Raw genomic sequence first — 23708 nt, 5'->3', positions numbered from 1 at the left:
GATAATTCAGTCGTCTTCAGACGGCACGCCGGGCACTTCAGCAACGGCGTCGAGGTCAATGTCCTCGTCATCGTTCTGTTCCGCCACGGCTATGCGCACGTCGGTGATTTTCGCGCCCGGAAAGGCTGCGAGAATGGCTGCCACATCCGGATCGGCGCGAGCGTCGGTCACAAGATTGTCGCGACGCTCCGTTTCCGCTTCGGCAACGGTCTGGCTCGCAACATCGCGCGCCACAGTCACCACCCAGCGAATGCCGGTCCAGTTCAAAAGATATTGCGCGATCTCGCTCGGCAGCGATTTCGGCGCATCGTCGGTCAGACCGATTTCCAGACGCCCCGGAGCGATGGACGCCAGACGCACACAGTTCTTGACCAGAATCTTGAACTGCATGTTGCGATGCTTGTCGGCCATCGCAACAATGTCGTTCAGGCTGTTGACCGGCACGGAAGGCTGTGGCGCACTCTCGGCAATGGGCTGCGGAGCAGGCGGCTGAACCGGTTGCGCAGCCGTTTCCACGATGCGCATGGCCGCGGCCGGTCCGCCCGAGGCGGATGCCATGGAGGCCGAACCGACGGCATCGGTGGCGAAACGTGCTTCTGGCGCGCCATTGCCACCCGACCGTGGATTCCCCGAAGGCTGCGAACGCCCTGCGGAAACGGAACCGTTTTCGAGGCCGCGCAACGCTTCGTCCAGCGTCGGCAGATCGGCGGCATGCGCCAGACGGATCAGCAACATTTCGGCAGCCTGTACCGGACGGGTTGCCGTATCCACTTCCGAAATGCCCTTGAGCAGCATCTGCCAGGTGCGAGACAATACGCGCACTGACAGTTTCTGCGCAAAATCGCGGCCGCGCACGCGTTCATCTTCCGACAGCGACACATCTTCCGCCACATCAGGCGTGAAGCGCAGGCGCGTCACCAGATGATTGAAGTCCGCCAGATCAGTCAGCACCACCGAAGGGTCGGCACCGACGTCATATTGCGCGCGAAACTCGGTAAGAGCGGCAGCCACATCGCCGCGCATCAGCATTTCGAAGAGATCGATGATCCGGGCGCGGTCGGCAAGCCCCAGCATGGAGCGCACGGCTTCCGCGCTGACCTGACCAGCGCCATGTGCGATGGCCTGATCGAAGATCGATAACGAATCGCGGGCGGAGCCTTCACCGGCGCGAGCGATCATGGCAAGCGACGCGTCGTCGACTTCGATCTGCTCGGCTTCCGCAATGCGGCGCAGATGCTGCGCCAGCGTGCCCGATTCGATACGGCGCAGGTCAAAGCGCTGGCAGCGCGACAGAACCGTGATCGGCACCTTGCGGATTTCGGTGGTGGCGAAAATGAATTTCACATGCGGCGGCGGTTCTTCAAGCGTCTTCAACAGGCCGTTGAAGGCCTGATTGGACAGCATGTGCACTTCGTCAATGATGTAGACTTTGTAGCGCGCCGAGACCGGACGATAGCGCACCTGTTCGATGATCTCGCGAATATCGTCAATACCGGTGTGCGAGGCGGCGTCCATCTCGATCACATCGACATGGCGGCCTTCCATAATCGCCTGGCAATGCTCGCCGGGCACGGAGAGGTCAATTGTCGGCTGATCGACAGTATCGGTCTTGTAGTTGAGCGCCCGCGCCAGAATGCGCGCCGTCGTCGTCTTGCCAACACCGCGAACGCCGGTGAGCATCCAGGCCTGCGCAATGCGCCCGGTCTCAAAAGCATTTTTGAGCGTGCGCACCATCGGCTCCTGGCCGACGAGATCGTTGAAATTCTGCGGACGATATTTGCGGGCGAGAACGCGATAGGCCCCATCGGCAGCTATGCCAGCGGATTTCGTATCCATGGCGACCCTTCCGTTCTTCCTGTTACGCTTTTTTCTCGACCGCCAGTTTGGACCGGACCTATGAGTGACGTCAACAACGGACACTGTCCATCAACAGGGCCATCAAAAGCCGCCAGATAGCCAGAAAAAATGGCGAATGAGAAAAGGGTGGGAGGCTGGCACGGCGACCCGTGCCTGGCTCGTTAGGGCTGCTTCCTTCCGGACCTGACCCGGTTGGCGAGTGGCTCGTCCACCACCAACCTCCCACGCTGCATATCGTCAATCGCAGCGCAAAAAGCAAGCGCAGAACGAAAAAAACTGGTAGGAATCAGCTTATGACACAGTTCGAACTCGATAAACGGCTTGATGCCGACACTTTTTCCGTCGCCGTGCTCGGCCTTTGCGAGTTGCGACTGATGAACGACCGCCGCTGGCCGTGGCTTATCCTCGTGCCGCGCAGGGCCGATCTCTCCGAAATTCACGATCTGACGCCACTCGACCAGACAATCCTGACCTTCGAGGCCGGACTGGTGGCGCAGGCGCTGAAAACTGTGACCGAATGCCAGAAGATCAACACCGGTGCGCTGGGCAATATCGTCCGCCAGCTTCATCTGCATGTCATCGCCCGCAACGAGGGCGATGCCGGATGGCCCGGCCCCGTCTGGGGCCATGGCACGCGTGAGACCTATGACGAAAAAGACGCCCGCAAGCTGATCGCCGACATTCGCGCGGCGCTGTAACGCTTTTTACGGCGAGCGCATTGACTCGCCGCAGCATCAAGATCGGTTCAGCATGACGACAATGATACATTGCCGACCACTCAGATTATCATTCGATGACTTCTGTTAGAGTCAGTACATATCCCGAATCCAACACAAGGGATTTTTCAATAGACCAAAAAAGCTGACGCAAGACAGCGCGTTGAGGCCATGCATACCACTCCTTGTCTGTACGCTTGATGTAGACATCAAGCTTTCCATTTTTTACGGGTCCCTTCGCGATAAATGTGTAAGTGTCCTCCAAACCCCTTGCAAGTAAACTTGAACAGTATTTTCTCCCGTCTATAAGAACAACATTATATGTATTGACCAATATTTCGTCAAAAATTAGTAATAATGGATCTTCATCTTGAGTTTTAAACCAGCAATCAACCCCAGAGCTAGTTATAGTAGGAAGACCAATATCATCTTGATCACAAAAATCGATTATCCATATGTATCGATCAATGCTAGCATCTAACTGAGACGTCTCAACAAACTTGATATTCCTTGCAGGACCTCTTATTGAAAGAGAATATTCCGTATCTCCATCTTGGTATGTTATCATACATTTCATATAATTTATCCTTCTATTTTTAGAAAAAAACATGATTATTACATTTGCGCCAATTATTATTTAAATCATATATAAAAGAAACTGTAACAATTACTTATTAATACGTGACAATTCTCGCACTAAGAAAAATATTAAACGCTGATTAATTCTGACTGTCTGTCACTGGCCAATGTCGCAAACAAGACAATTTGATTGAACGAGCCACGGTCACCCCTTCATGGATTTTTGAAATAAAGCCCTGTATTGGTTTGCCCTGAAACGGAACGTGGATTCCCGCCAAACGCTCGATACACCCGTACCAGCTTGAGAAAACCAATGACCTTTCGCCTTTACGATCTGCCGGAAATCGAACCGAGCCGCCTTGTCGGCTTTGGCGGCAACCGCATCGACCGCCAGTCCGAAAAACGTCAGGACGATTCGGCCTTCACTGCGCTGGAACTGCCCGAAACCCGCGTCATGGTGCTGGGGGGCAACAAGCTGCTGCTCGATTACACCGATGAGAAGACGCCGCGTGCGCTCTTCCGCTTCAGCGAAGCCAGGGATTTTGCGCCCGATCTGCACGAGCCGGTGTTTCTGGGATTGCAGGACGGTGCACCGCTCGTCGCTTTGATGGCGCCGATTGATCCTGAAACTCTGGAGGCGCCGTTCCGTGCACAGGACTACCGCAGCATCTACATGGAAGGGCTGGTTTCAGCCGATCTGCTGGGTGCGCTGGCGCAGGCAGCAGCACTGACGGCATGGCACAACAACCATCGTTTCTGCGGACGTTGCGGCACAAAGACCGAAATGCGGGCCGGTGGTGCCAAGCGCCAATGCCCGAATTGCGGGGCAGAGCATTTTCCGCGCACCGATCCGGTGGCGATCATGCTGCCGGTGCGCGGTGACAAATGCATTCTGGCGCGCAGCCCGCATTTTGCTGCCGGTTCCTATTCCTGCCTTGCCGGGTTCATCGAACATGGCGAAACCATCGAAGCGGCAGTTCGTCGTGAAAGCCAGGAGGAAATGGGCCTCGCCATTGGTCGCGTCGGCTATCACGCCAGCCAGCCCTGGCCGTTCCCCTATTCGCTGATGATCGGCTGTCATGCCGAAGTGCTGTCCGACGACTTCACCATCGACCGTTCGGAGCTGGAAGACGGGCGCTGGTTCGACAAGCAGGAAGTCCGCAGCATGCTGGCGGGTACACATGAAAATGGGCTGCGGGTGCCGCCATCCGGCGCCATCGCAACCCATCTGATCAAGGCATGGGCGGAAAACTGATTCCGCCCGATATTTTCTGAACTACTCGGCAGCCAACAACTGCGTGCCGCGAATATCGCTTCCCTTATAGACGCCCAGAATGCGCACTTCCTTGGAGAAGAATTCGAGTTCTTCCAAAGCAAGCTGCACGTTGCGGTCTTCCGGGTGCCCTTCAATATCGGCGTAGAACTGTGTGGCGATGAAACGCCCGCCGATCTGATAGCTTTCAAGCTTGGTCATATTGACGCCGTTGGTGGCAAAACCGCCCATCGCCTTATATAGCGCTGCCGGAACGTTGCGCACACGGAAGACAAAAGTCGTCATGATGCGTTCGCCGTTTTCCGGGCGCGGGGCCCATTGCTTTTCCTTCGACAGAACGACGAAGCGGGTCACATTGTCTTCCGAATCCTCGACATTTTCTTCGAGAATATCGAGACCGTAGAGATCGGCGGCCAGACGCGGCGCAAGGGCTGCCATCGAACGGTCCTGTGTGTCGGCAACGAGGCGTGCAGCACCCGCCGTGTCGCCAGCGATGACCGGCTTCCAGCCGTTCTGGCGGATAACCTTGCGGCACTGGCCCAGCGCATGGATATGGCTGTGTACCGTCTTGATTTCCTCGCGCTTGACGCCCGGAAGCACCATCAGCTGAAAATGGATGGGCAGGAAATATTCGCCCACAATATGCATGTCGGCCAATGGCAGCAGATAATGAATATCCGCAACGCGGCCAGCCAGCGTGTTTTCAATCGGAATCATCGCCAGATCGGCAGCGCCGGTTTCGACCGCGTTGAAGGCGTCTTCAAAAGTTGGACACGGCAAAGGCTCCATACCGGGAAACATGTTGCGCGACGCCGTATCGGAATTGGCACCCGCTTCACCCTGAAAAGAAATCCGGTTGGTTTTCATCGTCGTCGTACTTTCTCAAACGCCCCTCACTCGCGGGGCTTTCCTGGTTGTTAAACTTGTCAAAGACCCTTTGCGACAAGAAGTCGGGCGCGGTCAAGGTCGGCTGGCGTATCGACGCCCAGCGGCACCGTTCTCACCACTTCGACATCGATGCGCATGCTGGCTTCCAAAGCGCGCAATTGCTCAAGCTTTTCGCGCTTTTCGAGCGGCGACGGCCCGAGCTTCACGAATTTTTCCAGCGCCGAACGGCGATAGGCATAAAGGCCGATATGATGATAGAGCGGGCCTTCGCCATAAGGTGCGGTGGCACGGGTAAAATAAAGCGCGCGCAGACGCGAACTGCCAGCCAGCGGCGAGCCGACGATCTTCACCACGCTCGGATTGGTCTTTTCCGATTCTTCCTCGATCTCGACGCCAAGCGTCGCGATATCAGCCGGGCCATCTTCGAGCGGCAGCAATGCGCGACGGATGATATCGGGATCGATCGTCGGCAGGTCACCCTGCACATTGACCACGGCATCAATCTCACCAGCCGGATCGAGCTTCAGCAATGCTTCATAGATGCGGTCCGAACCCGATTCGTGATCGCTGCGCGTCATGACGGCTTCATGGCCATGAGCAGTAACGGCTGCAAAAATTTCCTCACTATCGGTCGCAACAACAGCGCGCCCAAGCTTCGCGGCAGCAGCCCGGTCGGCCACATGCACGATCATCGGCTTGCCACAAATATCGGCCAATGGCTTGTTCGGCAGGCGCGTAGCGGCCAGTCTTGCCGGAATAAGTGTCAGGGTCTTTAGGGTCTGAAGCATGCTCGCCTCTTGTTGTCTCGCCGGATCGCAACCGTCCTTTGAGGAGTTTTATCCGCACTGTAAATGCTGCAAAAGTGTCAAAAAGTCACGGGTCTGGTTACCCTTATAGGTGTTGCATCGCCCTGGTAAAAGACCTAGTTTCCGCCCGATGCCGCGGAGAGAATTGCAACCTCATATGAGGTGCGCATGTCGGCTGAGGAGAGCGTTCTCGGGGAGAGCGTTTTGGTAGAGGGAGCGCTGACCGGCGATGAATTCAACGCGGACTAACAAGTTTATCATGGCTTTTCTGGCAACAGTTTTCGTTGTCATGACGACGGGCATCCTGTCCGATGCGCTGTTTCACTCGCCTGCACCGGAGAAGCCCGGCTTTGCAATCGAGGCAGCGGAAGCTGCGACCGGTGAAGGGGGAGCTGCACCGGCCAAGGAAGAAGTTTCTATCGCAACATTGCTACAATCCGCTGATCCAACGCGCGGCGAAACAGTTTTCAAGCGCTGTCAGGCCTGCCATACGGGCGAAAAGGGCGGCGCGAACAAGGTCGGTCCGCATCTCTGGGATGTGCTGAACCGCCCGGCTGCTTCCGTCGAAGGCTTCGGCTATTCGTCCGCCATGAAGGAATTTGGCGCAGGCGGCAACAAGTGGGACTACGAGCACCTCAACAAGTTCCTGACGTCGCCTAAGGGTTTCATCAAGGGCACAGCCATGGGCTTTGCGGGTGACAAGAAGGACAATGAGCGCGCCGACCTGATTGCCTATCTGCGCACGCTTTCGGATAGCCCGGCTCCGCTGCCAACGGCAGATGCTGCACCGGCTGGCGGCGACGCCAAGCCTGCGGATGCAGCGCCGGCCAAGGAAGGCGAAAAGCCAGCCGCACCGGCAAACTAAGCACTGTAAAATCTATCGAAAAGCCCGGTTTTGACCGGGCTTTTTCATATTACCAATAAAATTTATTGTTCCGACGCCTTTCTTCCTCCGTAAAAACCCATAAGACTCATTCAGATGATCCGAAGCAGAAACGGAGAGACTGGATGAAAGCGTTTTGGGCGGGTGCATTTGCGGTTGCCATGCTTGCAAGCACAATATCGTCAGGCCACGCGGCCGATGCGGAACCCAAATGGCGCGCCTCTTCCAGCCTGCTCGGCGAGCCCAAATATCCGGCTGACTTCAAGCATTATGACTATGTGAACGCCGATGCGCCGAAGGGCGGTACGCTCAATCAGGTGTCGGTCGGCACCTTCGACAGCCTCAATCCGTTTGTCGTGCAGGGCGTTCCCGCAGCAGGCCTGTCGGATTTCGGCGGCGGCATGCTCTACGATACGCTGATGACGGATTCGCTGGATCAGGGATCGACCCAATATCCGCTTATTGCCGAAGCCCTGCAGTATCCCGACGATTATTCCTGGGTAAAATTCAAGCTCAATCCCAACGCCAAATGGCATGACGGCCAGCCTATCACCGTCGAAGACGTGATCTGGTCCTTCAATGTGCTGAAGAAGCAGTCGCCCATGTACAACAAATATTATGGCGACGTGGAAAGTGCGGAAAAGACCGGCGACCATGAGGTGAAGTTCAACTTCAGCCAAAAGGGCAACCGCGAATTGCCGCAGATCATGGGCCAGCTTGCAGTGCTGCCGCAACATTGGTGGGAAGGTAAGGACGCGCAGGGTAAACAACGCGACATCACCCGCCCGACGCTGGAAATTCCGCTGGGTTCGTCCGCCTACAAGATCGACAGTATTTCGCCGGGACGCTCGATCACCTGGGCGCGCGTCGACGATTACTGGGGCAAGGACGTTGCCGTGAATGTCGGCCGCAACAATTTTGACCGCGTCGTCTACGAATATTACTTCAATGAAGACGCGACCTGGGAAGCCTTCAAGAAGGGCGGCCAATACGATTATCGCAACGAAAACCGCGCTCAGCGCTGGGCGGAGCAGTATAATTTCCCCGCTGTTCAGCGCGGCGACGTTATCAAAAAGTCCTTCCCGTATAACGCCGTCGGTCGCATGCAGGGCTATTTCCTGAATATGCGCCGCGACAAGTTCAAGGATCCGAAAGTCCGCGAAGCGCTGACTTATGCGTTCGATTTCGAATCCATGAACCGTCTTCTGTTCTTCAATCAGTATAGCCGCATCAACAGCTATTTCGCCGGCAACGAATTGCAGCTGAGCGGACCGCCGACCCCGGCAGAACAAGCCATTCTTGAAACGGTCAAGGATTCCCTGCCCGCAGATGCCCTGACCAAGGAGTTCAAGCTGCCTGTTTACGATACACCGCAGGCGACCCGCGATAATCTGCGCACGGCCTTGAAGCTGTTTTCGGAAGCGGGATGGACATTGCAGGGCAACAAGCTGGTCGATGCTAAGGGTAATCCGTTCACCATCGAATTTCTGGGCAAGGACCCGACGGACGAACGCATCTACAACCCATTCGCGGCGAGCCTGCGCAAGATCGGGATCAATGCGACGGTGCGTATTGTCGATACCGCGCAATATCAGGCGCGCGTCAATGATTTCGACTATGACGTCATCACCTCTGTCATCCCGCAGAGCGGCTCGCCAGGCAATGAACAGCGCGATATGTGGGGCTCCAAGGCCGCCGATTTCAAAGGCAGCCGTAATTATGCCGGCATCAAAAGCGAGGCAATCGACAAGCTGATCGACCGCGTGGTCTATGCCAAGGACCGCGATGAACTCGTTGCCGCAAGCCATGCGCTCGACCGAGCGCTTTTGTGGAACTATTACGTTATTCCGCAATGGTATTCCGACCACCTTAATGTGGCCTATTGGAACAAGTTCGGCATGCCGGAAAAGCAGCCGGATTATATGGGCATCGATCCATTCTCGTGGTGGATTGATCCTGCGAAAGAAGCCAAGCTGAAGACCGGCGGCGAATAAGAGGCGCGAAGAATGACGATGCTTCGCATGAACCGCCGCCATTTTCTGGGGGTCTCAGGCAGCGCCGCAATTGCGGCCTGCCTGCCGGGCCAGAGCGTTGTAGCGACCGCCTTTGCGGAAGTGCCGACCGGCAAAGCCCTGCACGGCCTGTCGGCCTTTGGCGAACTGAAATATGGCAGCGATTTCACCCATTTCGACTATACCAATCCGGATGCGCCCAAAGGCGGTACATTCAGATTCGCCCCGGCAAGCTGGACCTGGAATCAGAACACGCTGACTTTTAACACGCTCAGCACTTTTACCTTCAAAGGCGATGCGCCTCCGCGCATGGAACTGACCTATGACAGCCTGATGGTCCCGGCTCTCGATGAGCCGGATTCCGTCTACGGGCTGATCGCGGAAAGCGTCACACTGTCGAAAGACCGTCAGTCCTGCACCTTCAAGCTGCGCAAGGAAGCGCGCTTTCACGACGGTTCGCCCATCACGGCAAAGGACGTGCTGTTTACCTATACGGTGCTGAAGGAAAAGGGCCATCCGATCATACGCCAGTCGCTCGCTGGACTGGAAAAGGCGGAACTGACCGGAAAAAACGATATTCTCCTGCGCTTTGCGGCGGATCGCGGCCCCAATGCCATTCTCGATGCGGTGGTGCTACCGATCCTGTCGGAAAACTGGTTCAAAAATCGCAATTTCGAAGCGACAACCATGGAACCGGTACTCGGTTCCGGCGCTTACAAGGTCGGCAATTTTGCCGCCGGTCAATTCATCGAATATGATCGCGTTGAGGATTACTGGGCCAAGGATCTTCCGGTCCGGCGCGGCTCCAGCCATTTCGACCGCATCCACATAGAATTCTTCCGCGACCGCCAGCCGGAATTCGAGGCCTTCAAGAAAGGCGATATCGATTTCCGTTCGGAAAGCGTGTCGAAGAACTGGGCGACGGGATATGACTTCCCGGCCATTCAAGAGAAGAAAGTTATCAAGCGCACCTTCCCGAAAGAGAAAAGCCCGCTGATGCAGGCCTGGGCGCTAAACCAGCGCCGCGAGCGTTTTCGCGACCCCCGCGTGCGGGAGGCGATCAGTCTCTGTTTCGATTTTGAATGGACCAACGAGACCCTCTTTTTCAATACCTATGAGCGTTCGCAGTCGAGCTTCAACGGTTCGGAGTTTCAGGCCAGGGGCCTGCCCTCCCCGAATGAGCTGAAGGTGCTGGAGCGCTATCGCGGCAAGCTTCCCGATATCGTTTTCGGCGAGGCTGTCACCATGCCGGTTTCGGATGGAACGGGCCGCGACCGTGCGCAGTTCGGGCGCGCCATCAAGCTGTTGGAAGAAGCTGGTTTCGAGCGGCGCAACGGCCAGTTCCACGACAAGGACGGTTCAAAATTCGGGCTCGAAATCCTCAGCGACTCCGAAGCCTTCACCCGCGTCTACAATCCGTTCATTCAGAAACTGCGGGCCATCGGCATTGATGCAACCTTGCGGCTGGTGGATGCCAGCCAATACCAAGCGCGGATGCAGGATTTCCAGTTCGACATGGTTGGCATCGCCATGCTGTTTGGCGCGACCCCGACCAGTGAATCGCTTGCCAGCATGTTCGGTTCGCAAGCGGCCAAGACGCCGGGAAGCTATAATCTGCCCGGCACGGACGATCCGGTGATCGACGCCCTGATCAACGATGCCGGAAAGGTTTCGACCCGGGACGATCTTGTCGCTACGATCAGAGTGCTGGATCGGTACTTGCGTATCCGGCGCGACTGGATTCCAAATTGGACAACAGCGAATCATCTCGTGGCCTATTGGGACCGGTTCGGTTTCAAGGAACCGAAGCCCGATTATGGCTTTCCGGTTGAGACGCTGTGGTGGATAGAAGAAGAAAAGGCAAAAGCTGTTGGTAAGCCATAAGAGAAACCCGGATCTAACGAGAGAGCCAAGCTGATGGGCGCTTATATCCTCCGCCGCTTGATCTTAATGATCCCGACCATCTTCGGCATCATGGCTATTTCCTTCGCCGTTGTTCAGTTCGCTCCCGGCGGTCCGGTCGAGCGCGTGATCGCGCAGCTTTCCGGTCAGGGCGGCGATGCGCTGGATCGCCTTTCCGGCGGTGGCGGCGACTTCGGCCAGAGCGCTGTCGATAGCGGCTCGGTAAACTCGAAATATCGCGGTGCACAGGGACTGGACCCGCAATTCATCGCCGATCTGGAAAAGCAGTTCGGCTTCGACAAGCCGCCGCTGGAGCGTTTCGGCCAGATGCTGTGGAACTATCTGCGCTTCGATTTCGGACGCAGCTATTTCCGCGATATCAGCGTGATCGATCTCATCAAGGAAAAGATGCCGGTTTCGATCTCGCTCGGCCTGTGGCTGACGTTTCTGTCCTACATGATCTCGATCCCGCTCGGCATTCGCAAGGCGATCAAGGAAGGCACGCGCTTCGACACTTGGACCAGCGCGGTCATCATTGTCGGTTACGCTATCCCAAGCTTCCTGTTCGCCATCCTGCTGATCGTGCTTTTTGCGGGCGGTTCGTTCTTCGACTGGTTCCCGCTGCGTGGTCTCACCTCGCCTGATTTCGCGCAGATGTCGTTCTGGGGCAAAATCGGCGACTATCTCTGGCACATGGTTCTGCCGGTCACAGCGCTGGTGCTTTCGGCCTTCGCCACGACAACGCTTCTGACGAAAAACTCGTTTCTCGAAGAAATCCGCAAGCAATATGTGACGACGGCGCGCGCCAAGGGCCTTACCGAGAATCAGGTGCTTTATCGCCACGTCTTCCGCAACGCCATGCTGATCGTCATCGCCGGCTTTCCGGGCGCTTTCATCTCTGCTTTCTTCACTGGCTCGCTTTTGATTGAAACCATCTTCTCGCTCGACGGTCTTGGCCTGCTCGGCTACCAGTCGGTCATCAACCGCGATTATCCGGTTGTGTTCGCCAATCTCTTCATCTTCTCGCTGATCGGACTGCTTGTCGGCCTTCTGTCCGATCTGACCTATACGTGGATCGATCCGCGCATTGATTTCGACCGGAGGGACGTGTGATGACAGACGCCGCCCTCACCCCCGCCGTCAAGCCAGTGAAAAGGCCATGGCTATCACCGCTGAACCGCCGCCGCTGGCAGAATTTCAAGGCCAACAAGCGCGGTTACTGGTCGCTGTGGGTTTTCCTGTTTCTGCTCATTGCAGCGCTTGGCTCCGAATTTATCGCCAATGATCGCCCCATTCTCGTTTCCTACAAGGGCGAGTTGCTGACGCCGGTCTTTGTGGATTATCCGGAAGAGAAATTCGGCGGCTTCTATGCCGTGACCGATTATCGCGATCCGGTGATACAGGAAGAAATCGCCAATAATGGCTGGGCGATCTGGCCGCCCATTCGCTATTCCTACAACACCGTGAATAACGAAATCCCGGAGGCCGCACCTTCAAAGCCCTTCTGGCTCTTTTCCGCCGAGGAGCGCTGCCAGCGCTATGCGCAAGGTGTCAGTGATCCCAATTGCCGTTTCGGCAATTTTAACCTGCTCGGCACCGACGATCAGGCACGGGACGTCTTTGCGCGCGCGCTTTACGGCTTCCGCATTTCGGTGCTGTTCGGTCTGACCCTCACCTTCTTCTCAGCCATCATCGGCGTGACGGCAGGCGCGGTTCAGGGCTATTTCGGCGGCTGGGTCGATCTGATCTTCCAGCGCGTCATCGAAATCTGGTCGTCGATCCCCGTGCTTTATCTGTTGCTGATCATAGCGGCGATCCTGCCGCCGGGCTTCTGGGTGCTGCTCGGCATCATGCTTCTCTTCTCATGGGTGGCATTCGTCGGCGTTGTGCGCGCTGAATTTCTGCGTGCCCGCAACTTCGAATATGTGAATGCGGCGCGCGCGCTCGGCGTGAAGAACGGCACCATCATGTGGCGTCACCTTCTGCCCAATGCCATGGTGGCTACTCTGACCTTCCTGCCGTTCATCCTGAATGGCTCGATCACCACGCTCACCTCGCTCGACTTCCTCGGCTTCGGCCTGCCACCCGGCTCCGCCTCGCTCGGCGAACTTCTGGCGCAGGGCAAGAACAACCTTCAGGCACCGTGGCTCGGCATTACCGGCTTCGTGGTCATCTCGGTCATGCTGTCCCTCCTGATCTTCATCGGCGAGGCGACACGCGACGCATTCGATCCGCGAAAGGCATTTCAATGAGTGGGTCAATGAGCGGATCCCTGTCCGAATCAGGCAACAAAACTCTGCTGTCCGTCCGCGAATTGTCGGTGGCATTCCGCCAGAATGGCGAAGAGCGCATTTCCGTCGACCGCGTGTCCTTCGACATTGCCGAAGGCGAGACCGTGGCTCTGGTCGGCGAATCCGGCTCGGGCAAGTCCGTTTCCGCCTTGTCTGTGCTGAAACTCCTGCCCTATCCGGCGGCAAGCCACCCTTCCGGTGAAATACTTTTCAACGGCAAGGACTTGATGAAGGCCTCCGAACCGGAATTGCGGCGCGTGCGCGGCAACGACATCGCCATGATCTTTCAGGAACCGATGACCTCGCTCAACCCGCTGCATAGCGTCGAGCGGCAGGTCGGCGAAATCCTGCGTGTGCATCAGGGCATGGGCGATGCTCAGGCGCGGGCGCGCACGCTGGAGCTTCTGAACGAGGTTGGCATTCGCGAGCCGGAAAAGCGCCTGTCGGCCTTCCCGCATCAGCTTTCGGGTGGGCAACGCCAGCGCGTGATGATTGCCATGGCGCTGGCCAACAAGCCAAAACTGCTGATTGCTGATGAACCGACCACAGCGCTCGATGTGACCGTGCAGGCGCAGATATTGAAGCTGTTGGCCGAGCTGAAGGCCGCGCAAGGCATGTCGATGCTGTTCATCACCCACGATCTCGGCATCGTGCGCAAGATCGCCGACAAGGTCTGCGTGATGAGCAAAGGCAAGATCGTCGAAGCTGGACCGACCAGGGAAATCTTCGACAATCCGCAGCATCCCTATACCAAGCATCTGCTTGCTGCCGAACCGAAGGGCGAGCCGCCCGCTGCCGACCCGGCAGCAAAAACGGTGATGGAAGGCAAGGATATCCGCGTCTGGTTCCCGATCAAGAAGGGCTTCATGCGCAAAACCGTCGACCATGTGAAGGCGGTGGACGGCATTGATGTCAATCTGCGTGCCGGTCAGACGCTCGGTGTCGTCGGCGAATCAGGGTCCGGCAAGACCACGCTTGGTCTCGCCCTTTCGCGGATGATTTCATCCAAGGGTGATATTCGCTTTGAAGGCCGCGATATCGCCAAGTTCAGCTTCAAGGAAATGCGCCCGCTGCGCCGTGAAATGCAGATCGTGTTTCAGGACCCGTTCGGCTCGCTTTCTCCGCGCATGACCATTGCAGATATCATTGCCGAAGGCTTGCTGGTGCATGAGCCAAAACTCTCCGCCGATGATCGCGATGCGCGTGTCGTGGCAGCGCTGCAGGAAGTGAACCTCGACCCCGAAACCCGCTTCCGCTATCCGCATGAATTTTCCGGCGGCCAGCGCCAGCGCATCGCCATTGCGCGCGCCATGGTGCTGAATCCCCGCTTCGTCATGCTGGACGAGCCGACCTCGGCGCTCGACATGAGCGTGCAGGCGCAAGTGGTCGATCTTTTGCGTGGATTGCAGAAGAAGCATGATCTCGCTTATCTTTTCATTAGCCACGATCTCAAAGTGGTGCGGGCACTGGCCAATGATGTGCTGGTGATGCGCAACGGCAAGGCGGTTGAGTATGGTACGGCGAAGGATGTCTTCGCCAATCCAAAGACCGACTATACCAAGGCGTTGATGGCGGCGGCCTTCCATATGGAGGCGACCGAGGGAGGAGTGAGGCAATGACCAATAATGATAAGGGCAATATTCTTCTGGCGATCACCGATTGGGACCCGGAAATCTGGCTGAAGACATTCAAGGACAATGCGCCCGATCGCCCCGTGGTGACCGAGCGCGCCGAGAATGATCCTTCCGTCAAATACGCTCTCGTATGGAAGCAGAAGCCCGGATCGCTCGCCAATCTGCCCAACCTGAAAGTCATTTTCTCGCTTGGCGCTGGCGTGGACCACGTGTTCCGCGATGACCGCATTCCCGATGTGCCGCTGGTGCGCATCATCTCCGACGATCTGACCATGCGCATGACCGAATATGTGGTCTGGCAGGTGCTGGATCATCACCGTCTAGGATCGCGCTATCGCAAGCAGCAGCAGAACCATGTCTGGCATGAAGATCGCCGCCAGCCTGCCGCCCATGAGGTGACGGTCGGCATTATGGGACTTGGCGTGCTGGGCCGCGATGCGGCTGAAAAGCTGAAAGCGCTGGGTTTCAACGTGACCGGATGGAGCCGCCGTCAGCACGAAATCGCTGGCGTGAAAACCTATCACGGTCGCGATGGCTTTGGCGCGTTCCTCAAGACTGCCGATATTTTTGTCTGCCTGCTGCCGCTGACGCCAGACACCAAAGGCATCCTGTCCAAGTCGATGTTCGCGCAGCTGAAAAGCGACGGACCATTCGGCGCGCCGGTCCTGATCAATGCCGGTCGCGGCGGCTTGCAGAACGAAGCTGATATTCTGGCGGCGCTCGACCGTGGGCTGCTTTCGGCAGCATCGCTCGACGTGTTCAATCAGGAACCGCTGCCGACCACAAGCGCGCTCTGGGACCATCCGAGAGTGACGATCACGCCGCATGCAGCGGCAAGCTCGTCAGCAACGGCCCTGGTGCCGCAGATCATCCGGCAGATTGAAGCCTTCGAGCGCAATGGCACGCTGGAGCACATCGTCGACCGCAATACGCAATATTGACGTTTCGGCCTAGAGGATCGGCAGCTACATGCTGCCGGTCGTCTCCTATCCCAGCACGATCTCCTTGCGCATGGTGATGGAAGTCGTTCGCGTATAGCCGGGATGCGCCGTTTCCCCGATCTTGCAATAACCGAGCTTTTCAAACACCGCCCGATTGCGCGTCAGTTCGATACGCACCTGCAATTCAATCGCCGGCTTGCCCTTCGCGATAGTTTCAGCCTCCGCACGCTGCATCAGGACGCGAGCGATTCCCTGTCCCTCGAAGGCGGACGCGACGGCAAGCTTGCCGAGATAGAAGCTGTCGCTTCTTTCCTTGATGAAAACGCAGCCCACCAGTTCTACGCCAATCAGGGCTGCAAAGCCGATCTCTTCCCCGGCCTTTTGTTTCAGTCCTTCCGCAGTCAGAAGATGCGCGGAAGACGGCGGATCAATCACGCCGTCCATATAGGCAAAGCTGTCGCGGATGAGGTTCAGAAGCTCGTCCCAGCGGGCGAAATCCTGATTGATGGCCACAATCCGGAGCGTGGTCATTTGGGCGTACGCGCCTTGTAGCGAATGGTCTCAAAACGGACATTCAGCGCGTTATAGAGCAGCAAGCGACCGACCAGCGGTTCGCCGATACCGGTGACGAGCTTGATCACCTCCATCGCCTGCAAGCTGCCGATCACGCCCGGCAGCACGCCCAGCACGCCCGCCTCCGCACAGGTGGGGACAGTTCCCGGCGGCGGTGCTTCCGGGAAGAGATCGCGATAGGAGGGATTTGGTGTTCCGTCTGGTCCGGTCAGATAGGGCATCAGCACTGTCACCGTGCCATCAAAACGGCCCATCGCGCCGGTCACCAGCGGCCGCCCGACCTTTGCTGCCGTATCCGCCAGCACATAGCGCGTTGTAAAATTGTCGGAGCCATCGACGATCACATCGTAAGCGGCAATCAGCGCTTCGGCATTGTCAGCATTGAGGCGCAGAGAATGGCCTTCGACCGTCACATGCGGATTGATACGCGCAATGGCGTTTCGCGCGCTCTCAACCTTCTCCTGACCGACGCTTTCGGTGTCGTGGATGACCTGTCGCTGGAGATTGGACAGCGAAACCGTATCGTCATCGACGATGCCAAGCGTCCCGACACCCGCAGCCGCCAGATATTGCAGCACGGGCGCGCCGAGACCACCCGCGCCGACAACCAATATGCGGGCTGCCTTCAGCTTCTGCTGGCCCGGGCCGCCAACTTCCGGCAGCACGATATGGCGCGCATAGCGTTCAAGTTCTTCGGACGAAAATGGTCTGGATGGTGCATTCATGATGGCCAACATATGCCTCCGCGATCATGCTGTCAGCGGATAATTTAGCTCTTGGTGAGAACGCCGCCTGCAACACTGAAAAACTGCGCATCGCCGCCAAGCGTATCGAACAGCGCCCTGTCGGTGCCGGTCATGAACGCCTGTCCGCCAAGATCATCGAGAATGCCGAACAAGGCTGTTCGGCGGCCCGAATCGAGATGCGCGGCGATTTCGTCCAGAAGGAGAATCGGGGCCATGCCGGACAATTCGCCCGTCAGGCGCGCATGGGCCAGGATAAGACCGATGAGCAGCGCCTTCTGCTCGCCGGTCGAGCACAGGGCCGCAGGCATGGCTTTCGGCCTATGCTGCACGATGAGATCGGTGCGGTGCGGTCCTTCAAGCGTGCGGCCTGCCGCGCGATCCCGGATCCGCCCGTCGCGCAGGGTGCGTCGGAAATCCTCTTCCAGATCGAGCGCCGCTTCCACGCCGATCCGTTGTTCCAGCGAGCCTTCCAGAAAACAATCCGCCTTCGGAAAAGGACCTTCTGCTGGCAACCGTTCGATCATGGCCGCGATCAGCCGCATGGCTTCCGCCCGCGCTGCGGCAATGGCGGTGCCAAGCTCGGCCATCTGGCTCTCGATGGCATCAAGCCAACGGTCGTCATTATTGCCTTCGCTGAGCAGTCGGTTGCGGCTGCGCATGGCCTTTTCATAATCGAGAACACGCTTGCCGTGCCCGGTATCGATGGCGAGGACCATGCGGTCGAGGAAACGCCTCCGGTCCGACGCCCCTCCGGTGAAAAGCCCGTCCATGGAGGGAACAACCCAGAGGATGCGCGCATAATCGAGCAGCTCATCACCAGAGGCCGCAACGCCGTTGATACGAACCTTGCGCCCGCCTTCTCCGCCGCCCGCAGTTCCGGTGCCGATTTCGGCTTCACCGTAGATCATGCAATCCAGCGCTGCGTGGATGGCGAAACCGTCATGCGCGACTGTTCGCGCTACATCGTCATAGGAGGCGCGTCGAAGGCCGCGCCCAGGCGACAGAAAGGAAAGCGCTTCGATGAGATTGGTCTTGCCCGACCCGTTCTCGCCCGTCAGCACCACATGGCCGGGGCCAAGCGGCAGCGAGAGTTCCGCATAATTGCGGAAATCAGTCAATTTAAGCCGCCGGACCGAAACCCGGTCGGGGCGGCTCACTATAGGGTCTTTTATATCCACAATCGGGTTCTTTGAGAGGCCTCTTCCAGCGAGATGCCGGTGCTGTCGAGATTTTGGCTATGGTGTGCCGAAAATGGTGGGATTTGAGAACCGGAGCGCAATGTACGTAAAGTACATGAGCACCGGAAGCGAAAAATCACGCCATTTGCAAGCCGCCAGAGTCGAAATATCCCAGCCCTAGACGCGCATCGGCATCAGGACGTAAAGCACATCTTCGTCGCCGGTGTCGCGCACCAGTGTCGGCGAACCGGCATCGGCCAGCATGAAGACAGCATCCGAGCCTGAAAGCTGGCTGGTGATGTCGAGCAGATATTTGGAGTTGAAGCCGATATCCAGCGGATCGGAATCATAATCCGCTGCCAGCTCGTCCGTGGCACTGCCCGAATCGGGATTGTTGACCGTCAGCGTCAGCTGGCCATCGGCGATGGAAAGCTTGACCGCACGGCCACGCTCGCTCGAAATGGTCGAAACACGATCGACGGAAGCGGCAAATTCTTGACGCCCGATAGTGAGCTTCTTGTCATTGCCGGATGGAATGACGCGCTGGTAATCCGGGAAGGTGCCATCAATGAGCTTGGAGGTGAGCACCACCGAGCCGACCGTGAAGCGGATCTTGGCATCCGATAGTTCCACCGTTGCCACCACATCAGGCGTATCGACCAGCTTTTGCAGTTCGGCAACCGTCTTGCGCGGAATGATAATGCCCGGCATGCCTTCCGTACCGGACGGCGCTTCCAGTTCGGCGCGGGCCAGACGGTGACCGTCGGTCGCCACAGCGCGCAGCTTCAAAGCGCCGTCGCTTTCAATGGCATGGAAGTAGATGCCGTTCAGATAATAGCGGGTTTCTTCCGTCGAGATCGCAAACTGGGTGCGGTCGATAAGGCGCTTCAGCGCCTGCGCTTCGATGCGGAAGGAATGGGTGAAGGATCCGGCCGTCAGTTCCGGGAAATCCGACTGCGGCAGGCACTGGAGGCGGAAGGACGACTTGCCGGAAATAACCGACATGGAGCCGCCATCCGGATTGGTGGACAGCATGACTTCCGCGCCATCGGGCAGCTTGCGCACGATATCGTAGAGCAGATGCGCCGGGACCGTCGTCGCGCCCGCCTGCTCGACCATGGCGGCGGTTGCTTCGTTCACTTCGAGGTCGAGGTCGGTCGCCTTGAGGGCAAGGCTCGCGCCTTCAGCCTGCAAAAGCACGTTCGACAGAATCGGAATCGTGTTGCGACGCTCCACGACGCGGTGGACGTGGTTGAGAGATTTGAGAAGGTTCGATCGCTCTAGGGTAACACGCATGTTCAAACGCACTCGCTCGCTAGGACAAGGGCGCTTGCATCTGACGGGCAGCGGCCCTCGTCGGTAAGGCGCCAAAGACGCCAGAAAGGTCCGTTAAAGTGGCAGATTTTTAAGGAGAAAAGCAAGCCCGCGCCGTGTCGTAATGCGACAGGGCCCGGGCTTTTTGTTGATAACCGCTCTTGATAGCGGGGAAGCTTCGTTATCAGGCAGCCTGATCGTTGATAAGACGCTTCAGAAGTTCCAGCTCCTGTGCCAGCTTGGTGTCGGCTCCGACTAGGTCTTCGATCTTGCGCACGGCATGCAGCACGGTCGTATGATCGCGTCCGCCAAAGCGACGGCCAATTTCCGGCAGTGAGCGCGGCGTCATCATCTTGGCGAGATACATCGCCACCTGACGTGGCTTCACGATGGTGCGGGTACGACGATTCGAGAGCAGATCCTGCTTCGAAACATTGTAATGGCGCGCTACGATGCGCTGGATTTCCTCAATGCGGATGCGCTTCGGCTCACCCGCACGGGTCAGATGGCCGAGCAGTTCGTCCACGCGGTCGATCGACAGATTCGGCTCGAAGGACTGGCGGAACAGAAGCTGGTTGAAAGCGCCTTCCAGCTCGCGACCCGATCCGGTGACGGTGCGGGCGACATGCGAGAGAATCTCGTCGCCAATGTTGAGGCTCGGATCTTCAACCTGTGCCGTGTTCAGACGACGGCGCAGCATTTCAACGCGCATGTCGTAATCCGGTGCGGCCACTTCGAGTGCAACACCGCCCTGAAGACGCGAGCGGACGCGAACGTCGAGCGATTCCAGTTCCGACGGTGCACGGTCAGCGGCAACAACGACCTGCTTGGCGCTGTCGAGCAGCGTGTTCAGCAGATGGCAGAATTCGTGCTGAATGGACTTGCCCTGCAGGAACTGCATGTCATCGATGACCAGAAGGTCGATGTCGCGCAGCTGTTCCTTAAAGGAAAGCGCATTGTTGTCCCGGATAGCGGTCGCAAAGCGCCACATGAAATATTCAGCGGTCAGATAAACGACGCGGGCCTTTTCCTGGCGCTGCAGCGCTGCGGCTGCAATGGCCTGAAGAAGATGCGTCTTGCCGAGGCCGACCGATGCATGAATGAAAAGCGGGTTGAAACGCACGGCGCTGGAACCGGCTTCCGCAATGGTGCGGGCTGCGGCAAGCGCCACACGATTCGATGCACCATCAACAAAGCTGTCGAACGTATAGCGCGGATCAAGCGGCGAACCGAGAACCGAACCCGAAGCGGCAGCTGATTCTGCGACCACGGCGGAGCCGCGCTTGTCGCCGATATGCTGACCGGCAAAGGACTGGCCGACCGGAAACATCATCTTTTCGCGTGGAGCCACGACAGGCTTGGCTTCAGCCGATTCCGTCGTTTCTGCGGGCGCCGCGCTGCGAACCACGCGGTTCATGCCGCGCACCACGACTTCGACCTTCAGGATCTGGGCGTTTTCTTCCTGCCAGAGTTCGGTCAGGAGTTCGGAATAATGATTGTTGATCCAGGAGCGCAGGAAAGCGGTCGGAACCGACAGACGCACAATGCTCTTGGAAATATCGTCAAGTTTCAACCGGCCGAACCAGCTCGAATAGATTTCGCTGCCCACACGGGCTTTCAGCTTTGCCGTAAGGCGCTCGAAAGCCTCTTCGCTGACTGCAGCGTCCATGTTCGTCAGGCTCTTGTCATTTCCGGTAGCAGAAGATCCATGGATACGGTTCGCATGTGTATCATCACCCATCGTTGCCGTCGCCTTGCCGCTCGTCATTGCCATCGTCTCGCCTGCCTTCACATTCGTACGCGCCATTTTCCAGCGCTTGTCATTTTTTCCAGCTCGTCGTTCCGGATCTGTCGTCCTTCAACGCCGGCGGTACTCACTTATACACTCAGGCCCGCAACATTCGGGCCAAACACAAACTCAATCGGACCCGACAGGTCCCGAACCGAAATACTCCTTTCCGGTTACCCGCGAACGACTCATACAACTGTTCACCGAAGGCTGATTGCCCGGAACCCCTTCCACGACAACCACTCAATTGCCCGCCATCTGTCCAAAACGACTTTCCGGTTAATGGCCAGTTAATGGCCCGGTTATTGAATGATAAGCAATCACCCGAAAGAAAGAGGACCTTTGAGACCAGAAAATAGCGCCCGCGGATTCAACATCCACGCTGACATTCGACAGCAATTAGCGCTAACTCCGGGCCGGTGGCCCACCCCTCTTGATGACCTGACTTTAGCGAAGGCCCGCCGTAAAGAGCAAGCCTAGGATTGCCAGTTTTTTTTCATGAAACCCCTTGCATGGGGTGGTGCAACAGACAGGGAATCGGACGCCAGCGAATTAACGCCTTTGGATTCAATGTGTTTTCTACGTGGTCAAATTAGATGGTCCTGATCTGTTCCGCCTGAAAAATAAATTTTAAAAATCTGCTTGACTCAAACGGCCTTCCGAGTCCCATCGGACCCCTGTGGATAACTCCGTCAAAAGTTACGCAAATGATTGAAATTACAGTCGAAAATTACCCAGCCATTACTTTCTGAAACCTCGTAAACTTGCCTCTTCACATTGAAAAATATGCGAAAAAATTGCGACCACACATTGAGCAGAAACCTGTCAGAAGCCTGAAAAAAAGAAAACCCGGCTAACAATGAGCCGGGTTTCAGAACTTGCTTATAAAAATAGGCAATAATTAGGCGTTGAGTGCCTTCACGCGCTTGGCAAGGCGAGACACCTTACGAGCAGCAGTGTTCTTGTGCATCACGCCCTTGGTGACGGAGCGCATCAGTTCAGGCTCAGCAGCCTTGAATGCGACTTCCGCAGCCTGCTTGTCGCCGCTCAGAAGAGCGTCTTCCAGCTTGCGCATGAATGTACGAACGCGCGAGCGGCGCGACTTGTTGATTTCGGTGCGGGCAGCGATCTTGCGCACTGCCTTCTTGGCCGAAGGAGTATTGGCCATAAATGCCTCTCTTTTTCTGTCAGCTAGCCAGGGGCTTAAACCACCGGGCACAAAACCTCTAGGGCAGCCGAAATCCCTTGAAATCCCGGGTGGCCGCCGATCCGTGGCGGGCTTATAGATCAGCTTTGCCCTCACGTCAACGAGGATTCTGCCGCGACTATCAATCAAAAAGCCGGTTTTGCGCCTGCGCGCGGGCCTTTCAGCCCTCCAAACCAGCCTTCATCCAGCCCTCATGTCGCATCGGGCAGCGGCAACCGCCGCCCGAAACGCTGTCCGTCTTATCGATTCTTGAAGGATGGCGTGCGCTTGTCGACGAATGCCGCCATGCCTTCCTTCTGGTCTTCCGTTGCAAAAAGCGAATGGAACAGACGGCGCTCATAGCGCAGCCCTTCGCTCAAGGTCATTTCGTAGGTGCGGTTTACCGCTTCCTTGGCCATCAGGACCGAGGGACGCGAGAAGGACGCGATGCGCTCTGCAGCCTTCAGGGCTTCTTCCAGCAGGACTTCCGGCTCCACGACACGCGAAACGAGACCCGAGCGCTCGGCTTCCGCCGCATCCATCATGCGTCCGGTCAGGCACATATCCATGGCCTTCGACTTGCCGACGAAACGGGTCAGGCGCTGCGAGCCGCCCATACCCGGAATGACGCCGAGCGTAATTTCCGGCTGGCCGAACTTGGCGTTGCTGCCCGCAATGATGAAGTCGCACATCATGGCAAGCTCGCATCCGCCGCCCAGCGCATAGCCCGACACCGCAGCAATGATCGGCTTGCGCGTGCGATCCACCTTCTGCCAGTCGGCGAACATATCCTGCAGATAGGCGTCGACGAAATCGATCGACTGCATTTCCTTGATGTCGGCGCCCGCAGCAAAAGCCTTTTCCGAACCGGTCAGCACCACGGCGCCGATTTTGTCGTCAGCATCGAAGATCGCTAGCGCATCCGTCAGATCATTGAGCACACCGCTATTGAGCGCATTAAGCGCCTGCGGGCGATTGAGGCGGATAAGTCCGACATTGCCGCGCGTCTCGACGATGATCGTTTCATAAGCCATGGAATTCTGCTCCTCCTTCATCAGGCTCGCCATCGGATTCAGGCCCATATAAGGCCGATACCATGACAGCTTCAATTTCCGGGCGGCAAGGTGGACCGGCCATCCC

General features: G+C 57.4%; 20 protein-coding genes and 1 other RNA gene. 9 read left to right on the top strand and 12 right to left on the bottom strand.

Annotated features, from left to right (window positions below; all coding sequences use genetic code 11):
* Positions 1-6 precede the first annotated feature (6 nt).
* Both FHW03_RS01710 and ffs read right to left on the bottom strand, forming a co-directional pair.
* Positions 7-1836 (bottom strand): DNA polymerase III subunit gamma/tau, encoded by a 1830-nt coding sequence (locus FHW03_RS01710; RefSeq protein ID WP_182519079.1) that lies wholly within the window; start codon positions 1834-1836, stop codon positions 7-9.
* A gap of 147 nt (positions 1837-1983) precedes the next feature.
* Positions 1984-2080: signal recognition particle sRNA small type (ffs, locus tag FHW03_RS01705), an RNA gene on the bottom strand.
* A gap of 70 nt (positions 2081-2150) precedes the next feature.
* Between ffs and FHW03_RS01700 the strand changes: the two genes are divergently transcribed.
* Positions 2151-2555 carry an HIT family protein gene (locus FHW03_RS01700; RefSeq protein WP_182519078.1) on the top strand — a complete coding sequence of 135 codons (405 nt, stop codon included), beginning with the start codon at positions 2151-2153 and terminating at the stop codon, positions 2553-2555.
* An 88-nt stretch (positions 2556-2643) separates the two neighbouring features.
* Here the strand turns inward: FHW03_RS01700 and FHW03_RS01695 are convergent, their stop codons facing one another.
* The gene (locus tag FHW03_RS01695) at positions 2644-3150 is read right to left on the bottom strand and encodes a hypothetical protein (protein ID WP_182519077.1); all 507 of its coding nucleotides are present in this window, start codon (positions 3148-3150) and stop codon (positions 2644-2646) included.
* A gap of 315 nt (positions 3151-3465) precedes the next feature.
* On the opposite strand from FHW03_RS01695, the gene nudC reads away from it, so the two are divergent.
* Positions 3466-4407, top strand: coding sequence for an NAD(+) diphosphatase (nudC, locus tag FHW03_RS01690; protein ID WP_182519076.1), 942 nt, complete (start codon positions 3466-3468; stop codon positions 4405-4407).
* 21 nt (positions 4408-4428) lie between these two features.
* On the opposite strand, the gene FHW03_RS01685 is transcribed toward nudC, so the two are convergent.
* Positions 4429-5292, bottom strand: a complete 864-nt coding sequence (locus FHW03_RS01685) for a prephenate dehydratase (protein ID WP_182519075.1) — start codon at positions 5290-5292, stop codon at positions 4429-4431.
* Positions 5293-5351: 59 nt separating this feature from the next.
* On the bottom strand, positions 5352-6101 hold the full coding sequence (locus FHW03_RS01680) for a 3-deoxy-manno-octulosonate cytidylyltransferase (RefSeq protein ID WP_182519074.1): 750 nt from the start codon (positions 6099-6101) through the stop codon (positions 5352-5354).
* A gap of 247 nt (positions 6102-6348) precedes the next feature.
* On the opposite strand from FHW03_RS01680, the gene FHW03_RS01675 reads away from it, so the two are divergent.
* The 7 genes from FHW03_RS01675 to FHW03_RS01645 all read left to right on the top strand — a co-directional run bounded on the left by FHW03_RS01675 (position 6349) and on the right by FHW03_RS01645 (position 15782).
* Positions 6349-6984, top strand: a complete 636-nt coding sequence (locus FHW03_RS01675; protein WP_182519073.1) for a cytochrome c family protein — start codon at positions 6349-6351, stop codon at positions 6982-6984.
* A 143-nt stretch (positions 6985-7127) separates the two neighbouring features.
* The gene (locus FHW03_RS01670) at positions 7128-8996 is read left to right on the top strand and encodes an extracellular solute-binding protein (RefSeq protein WP_182519072.1); all 1869 of its coding nucleotides are present in this window, start codon (positions 7128-7130) and stop codon (positions 8994-8996) included.
* A gap of 12 nt (positions 8997-9008) precedes the next feature.
* On the top strand, positions 9009-10898 hold the full coding sequence (locus FHW03_RS01665) for an extracellular solute-binding protein (RefSeq protein WP_182519071.1): 1890 nt from the start codon (positions 9009-9011) through the stop codon (positions 10896-10898).
* A 33-nt stretch (positions 10899-10931) separates the two neighbouring features.
* On the top strand, positions 10932-12029 hold the full coding sequence (locus tag FHW03_RS01660) for a microcin C ABC transporter permease YejB (protein WP_078337766.1): 1098 nt from the start codon (positions 10932-10934) through the stop codon (positions 12027-12029).
* Positions 12029-13168 carry an ABC transporter permease gene (locus FHW03_RS01655; protein WP_182519070.1) on the top strand — a complete coding sequence of 380 codons (1140 nt, stop codon included), beginning with the start codon at positions 12029-12031 and terminating at the stop codon, positions 13166-13168. The genes FHW03_RS01660 and FHW03_RS01655 overlap by 1 nt, the downstream gene beginning before the upstream one ends.
* Positions 13165-14826: an ABC transporter ATP-binding protein gene (locus tag FHW03_RS01650; RefSeq protein WP_182519069.1), complete on the top strand. Its 1662-nt coding sequence runs from the start codon at positions 13165-13167 to the stop codon at positions 14824-14826. Before FHW03_RS01655 ends, FHW03_RS01650 begins: the two co-directional genes overlap by 4 nt.
* Positions 14823-15782, top strand: coding sequence for a glyoxylate/hydroxypyruvate reductase A (locus FHW03_RS01645; protein ID WP_182519068.1), 960 nt, complete (start codon positions 14823-14825; stop codon positions 15780-15782). The genes FHW03_RS01650 and FHW03_RS01645 overlap by 4 nt, the downstream gene beginning before the upstream one ends.
* A gap of 45 nt (positions 15783-15827) precedes the next feature.
* Here FHW03_RS01645 and FHW03_RS01640 read toward each other — a convergent pair whose 3' ends face one another.
* The 7 genes from FHW03_RS01640 to FHW03_RS01610 form a co-directional block, all read right to left on the bottom strand.
* Positions 15828-16313 (bottom strand): GNAT family N-acetyltransferase, encoded by a 486-nt coding sequence (locus FHW03_RS01640; RefSeq protein WP_182519067.1) that lies wholly within the window; start codon positions 16311-16313, stop codon positions 15828-15830.
* Positions 16310-17092: a molybdopterin-synthase adenylyltransferase MoeB gene (locus FHW03_RS01635; RefSeq protein WP_182519066.1), complete on the bottom strand. Its 783-nt coding sequence runs from the start codon at positions 17090-17092 to the stop codon at positions 16310-16312. The genes FHW03_RS01640 and FHW03_RS01635 overlap by 4 nt, the downstream gene beginning before the upstream one ends.
* Before the next feature lie 32 nt (positions 17093-17124).
* Positions 17125-18279, bottom strand: coding sequence for a DNA replication/repair protein RecF (gene recF, locus FHW03_RS01630; protein WP_182519065.1), 1155 nt, complete (start codon positions 18277-18279; stop codon positions 17125-17127).
* 177 nt (positions 18280-18456) lie between these two features.
* Positions 18457-19575 (bottom strand): DNA polymerase III subunit beta, encoded by a 1119-nt coding sequence (dnaN, locus tag FHW03_RS01625; protein WP_182519064.1) that lies wholly within the window; start codon positions 19573-19575, stop codon positions 18457-18459.
* Between the two features lie 202 nt (positions 19576-19777).
* On the bottom strand, positions 19778-21400 hold the full coding sequence (gene dnaA / locus FHW03_RS01620; protein WP_182519063.1) for a chromosomal replication initiator protein DnaA: 1623 nt from the start codon (positions 21398-21400) through the stop codon (positions 19778-19780).
* A gap of 883 nt (positions 21401-22283) precedes the next feature.
* A complete protein-coding gene (gene rpsT / locus FHW03_RS01615; protein ID WP_182519062.1) occupies positions 22284-22550 on the bottom strand; it encodes a 30S ribosomal protein S20 in 267 nt (88 codons plus the stop codon).
* A 278-nt stretch (positions 22551-22828) separates the two neighbouring features.
* Positions 22829-23602 carry an enoyl-CoA hydratase gene (locus FHW03_RS01610; protein WP_182519061.1) on the bottom strand — a complete coding sequence of 258 codons (774 nt, stop codon included), beginning with the start codon at positions 23600-23602 and terminating at the stop codon, positions 22829-22831.
* Positions 23603-23708 lie beyond the last annotated feature (106 nt).

The sequence above is a fragment of the Ochrobactrum sp. RH2CCR150 genome (genome assembly GCA_014138095.1).
Classification (GTDB): Bacteria; Pseudomonadota; Alphaproteobacteria; order Rhizobiales; family Rhizobiaceae; genus Brucella; species Brucella gambitense.
This window is presented reverse-complemented; position numbering and strand designations above follow the sequence as displayed.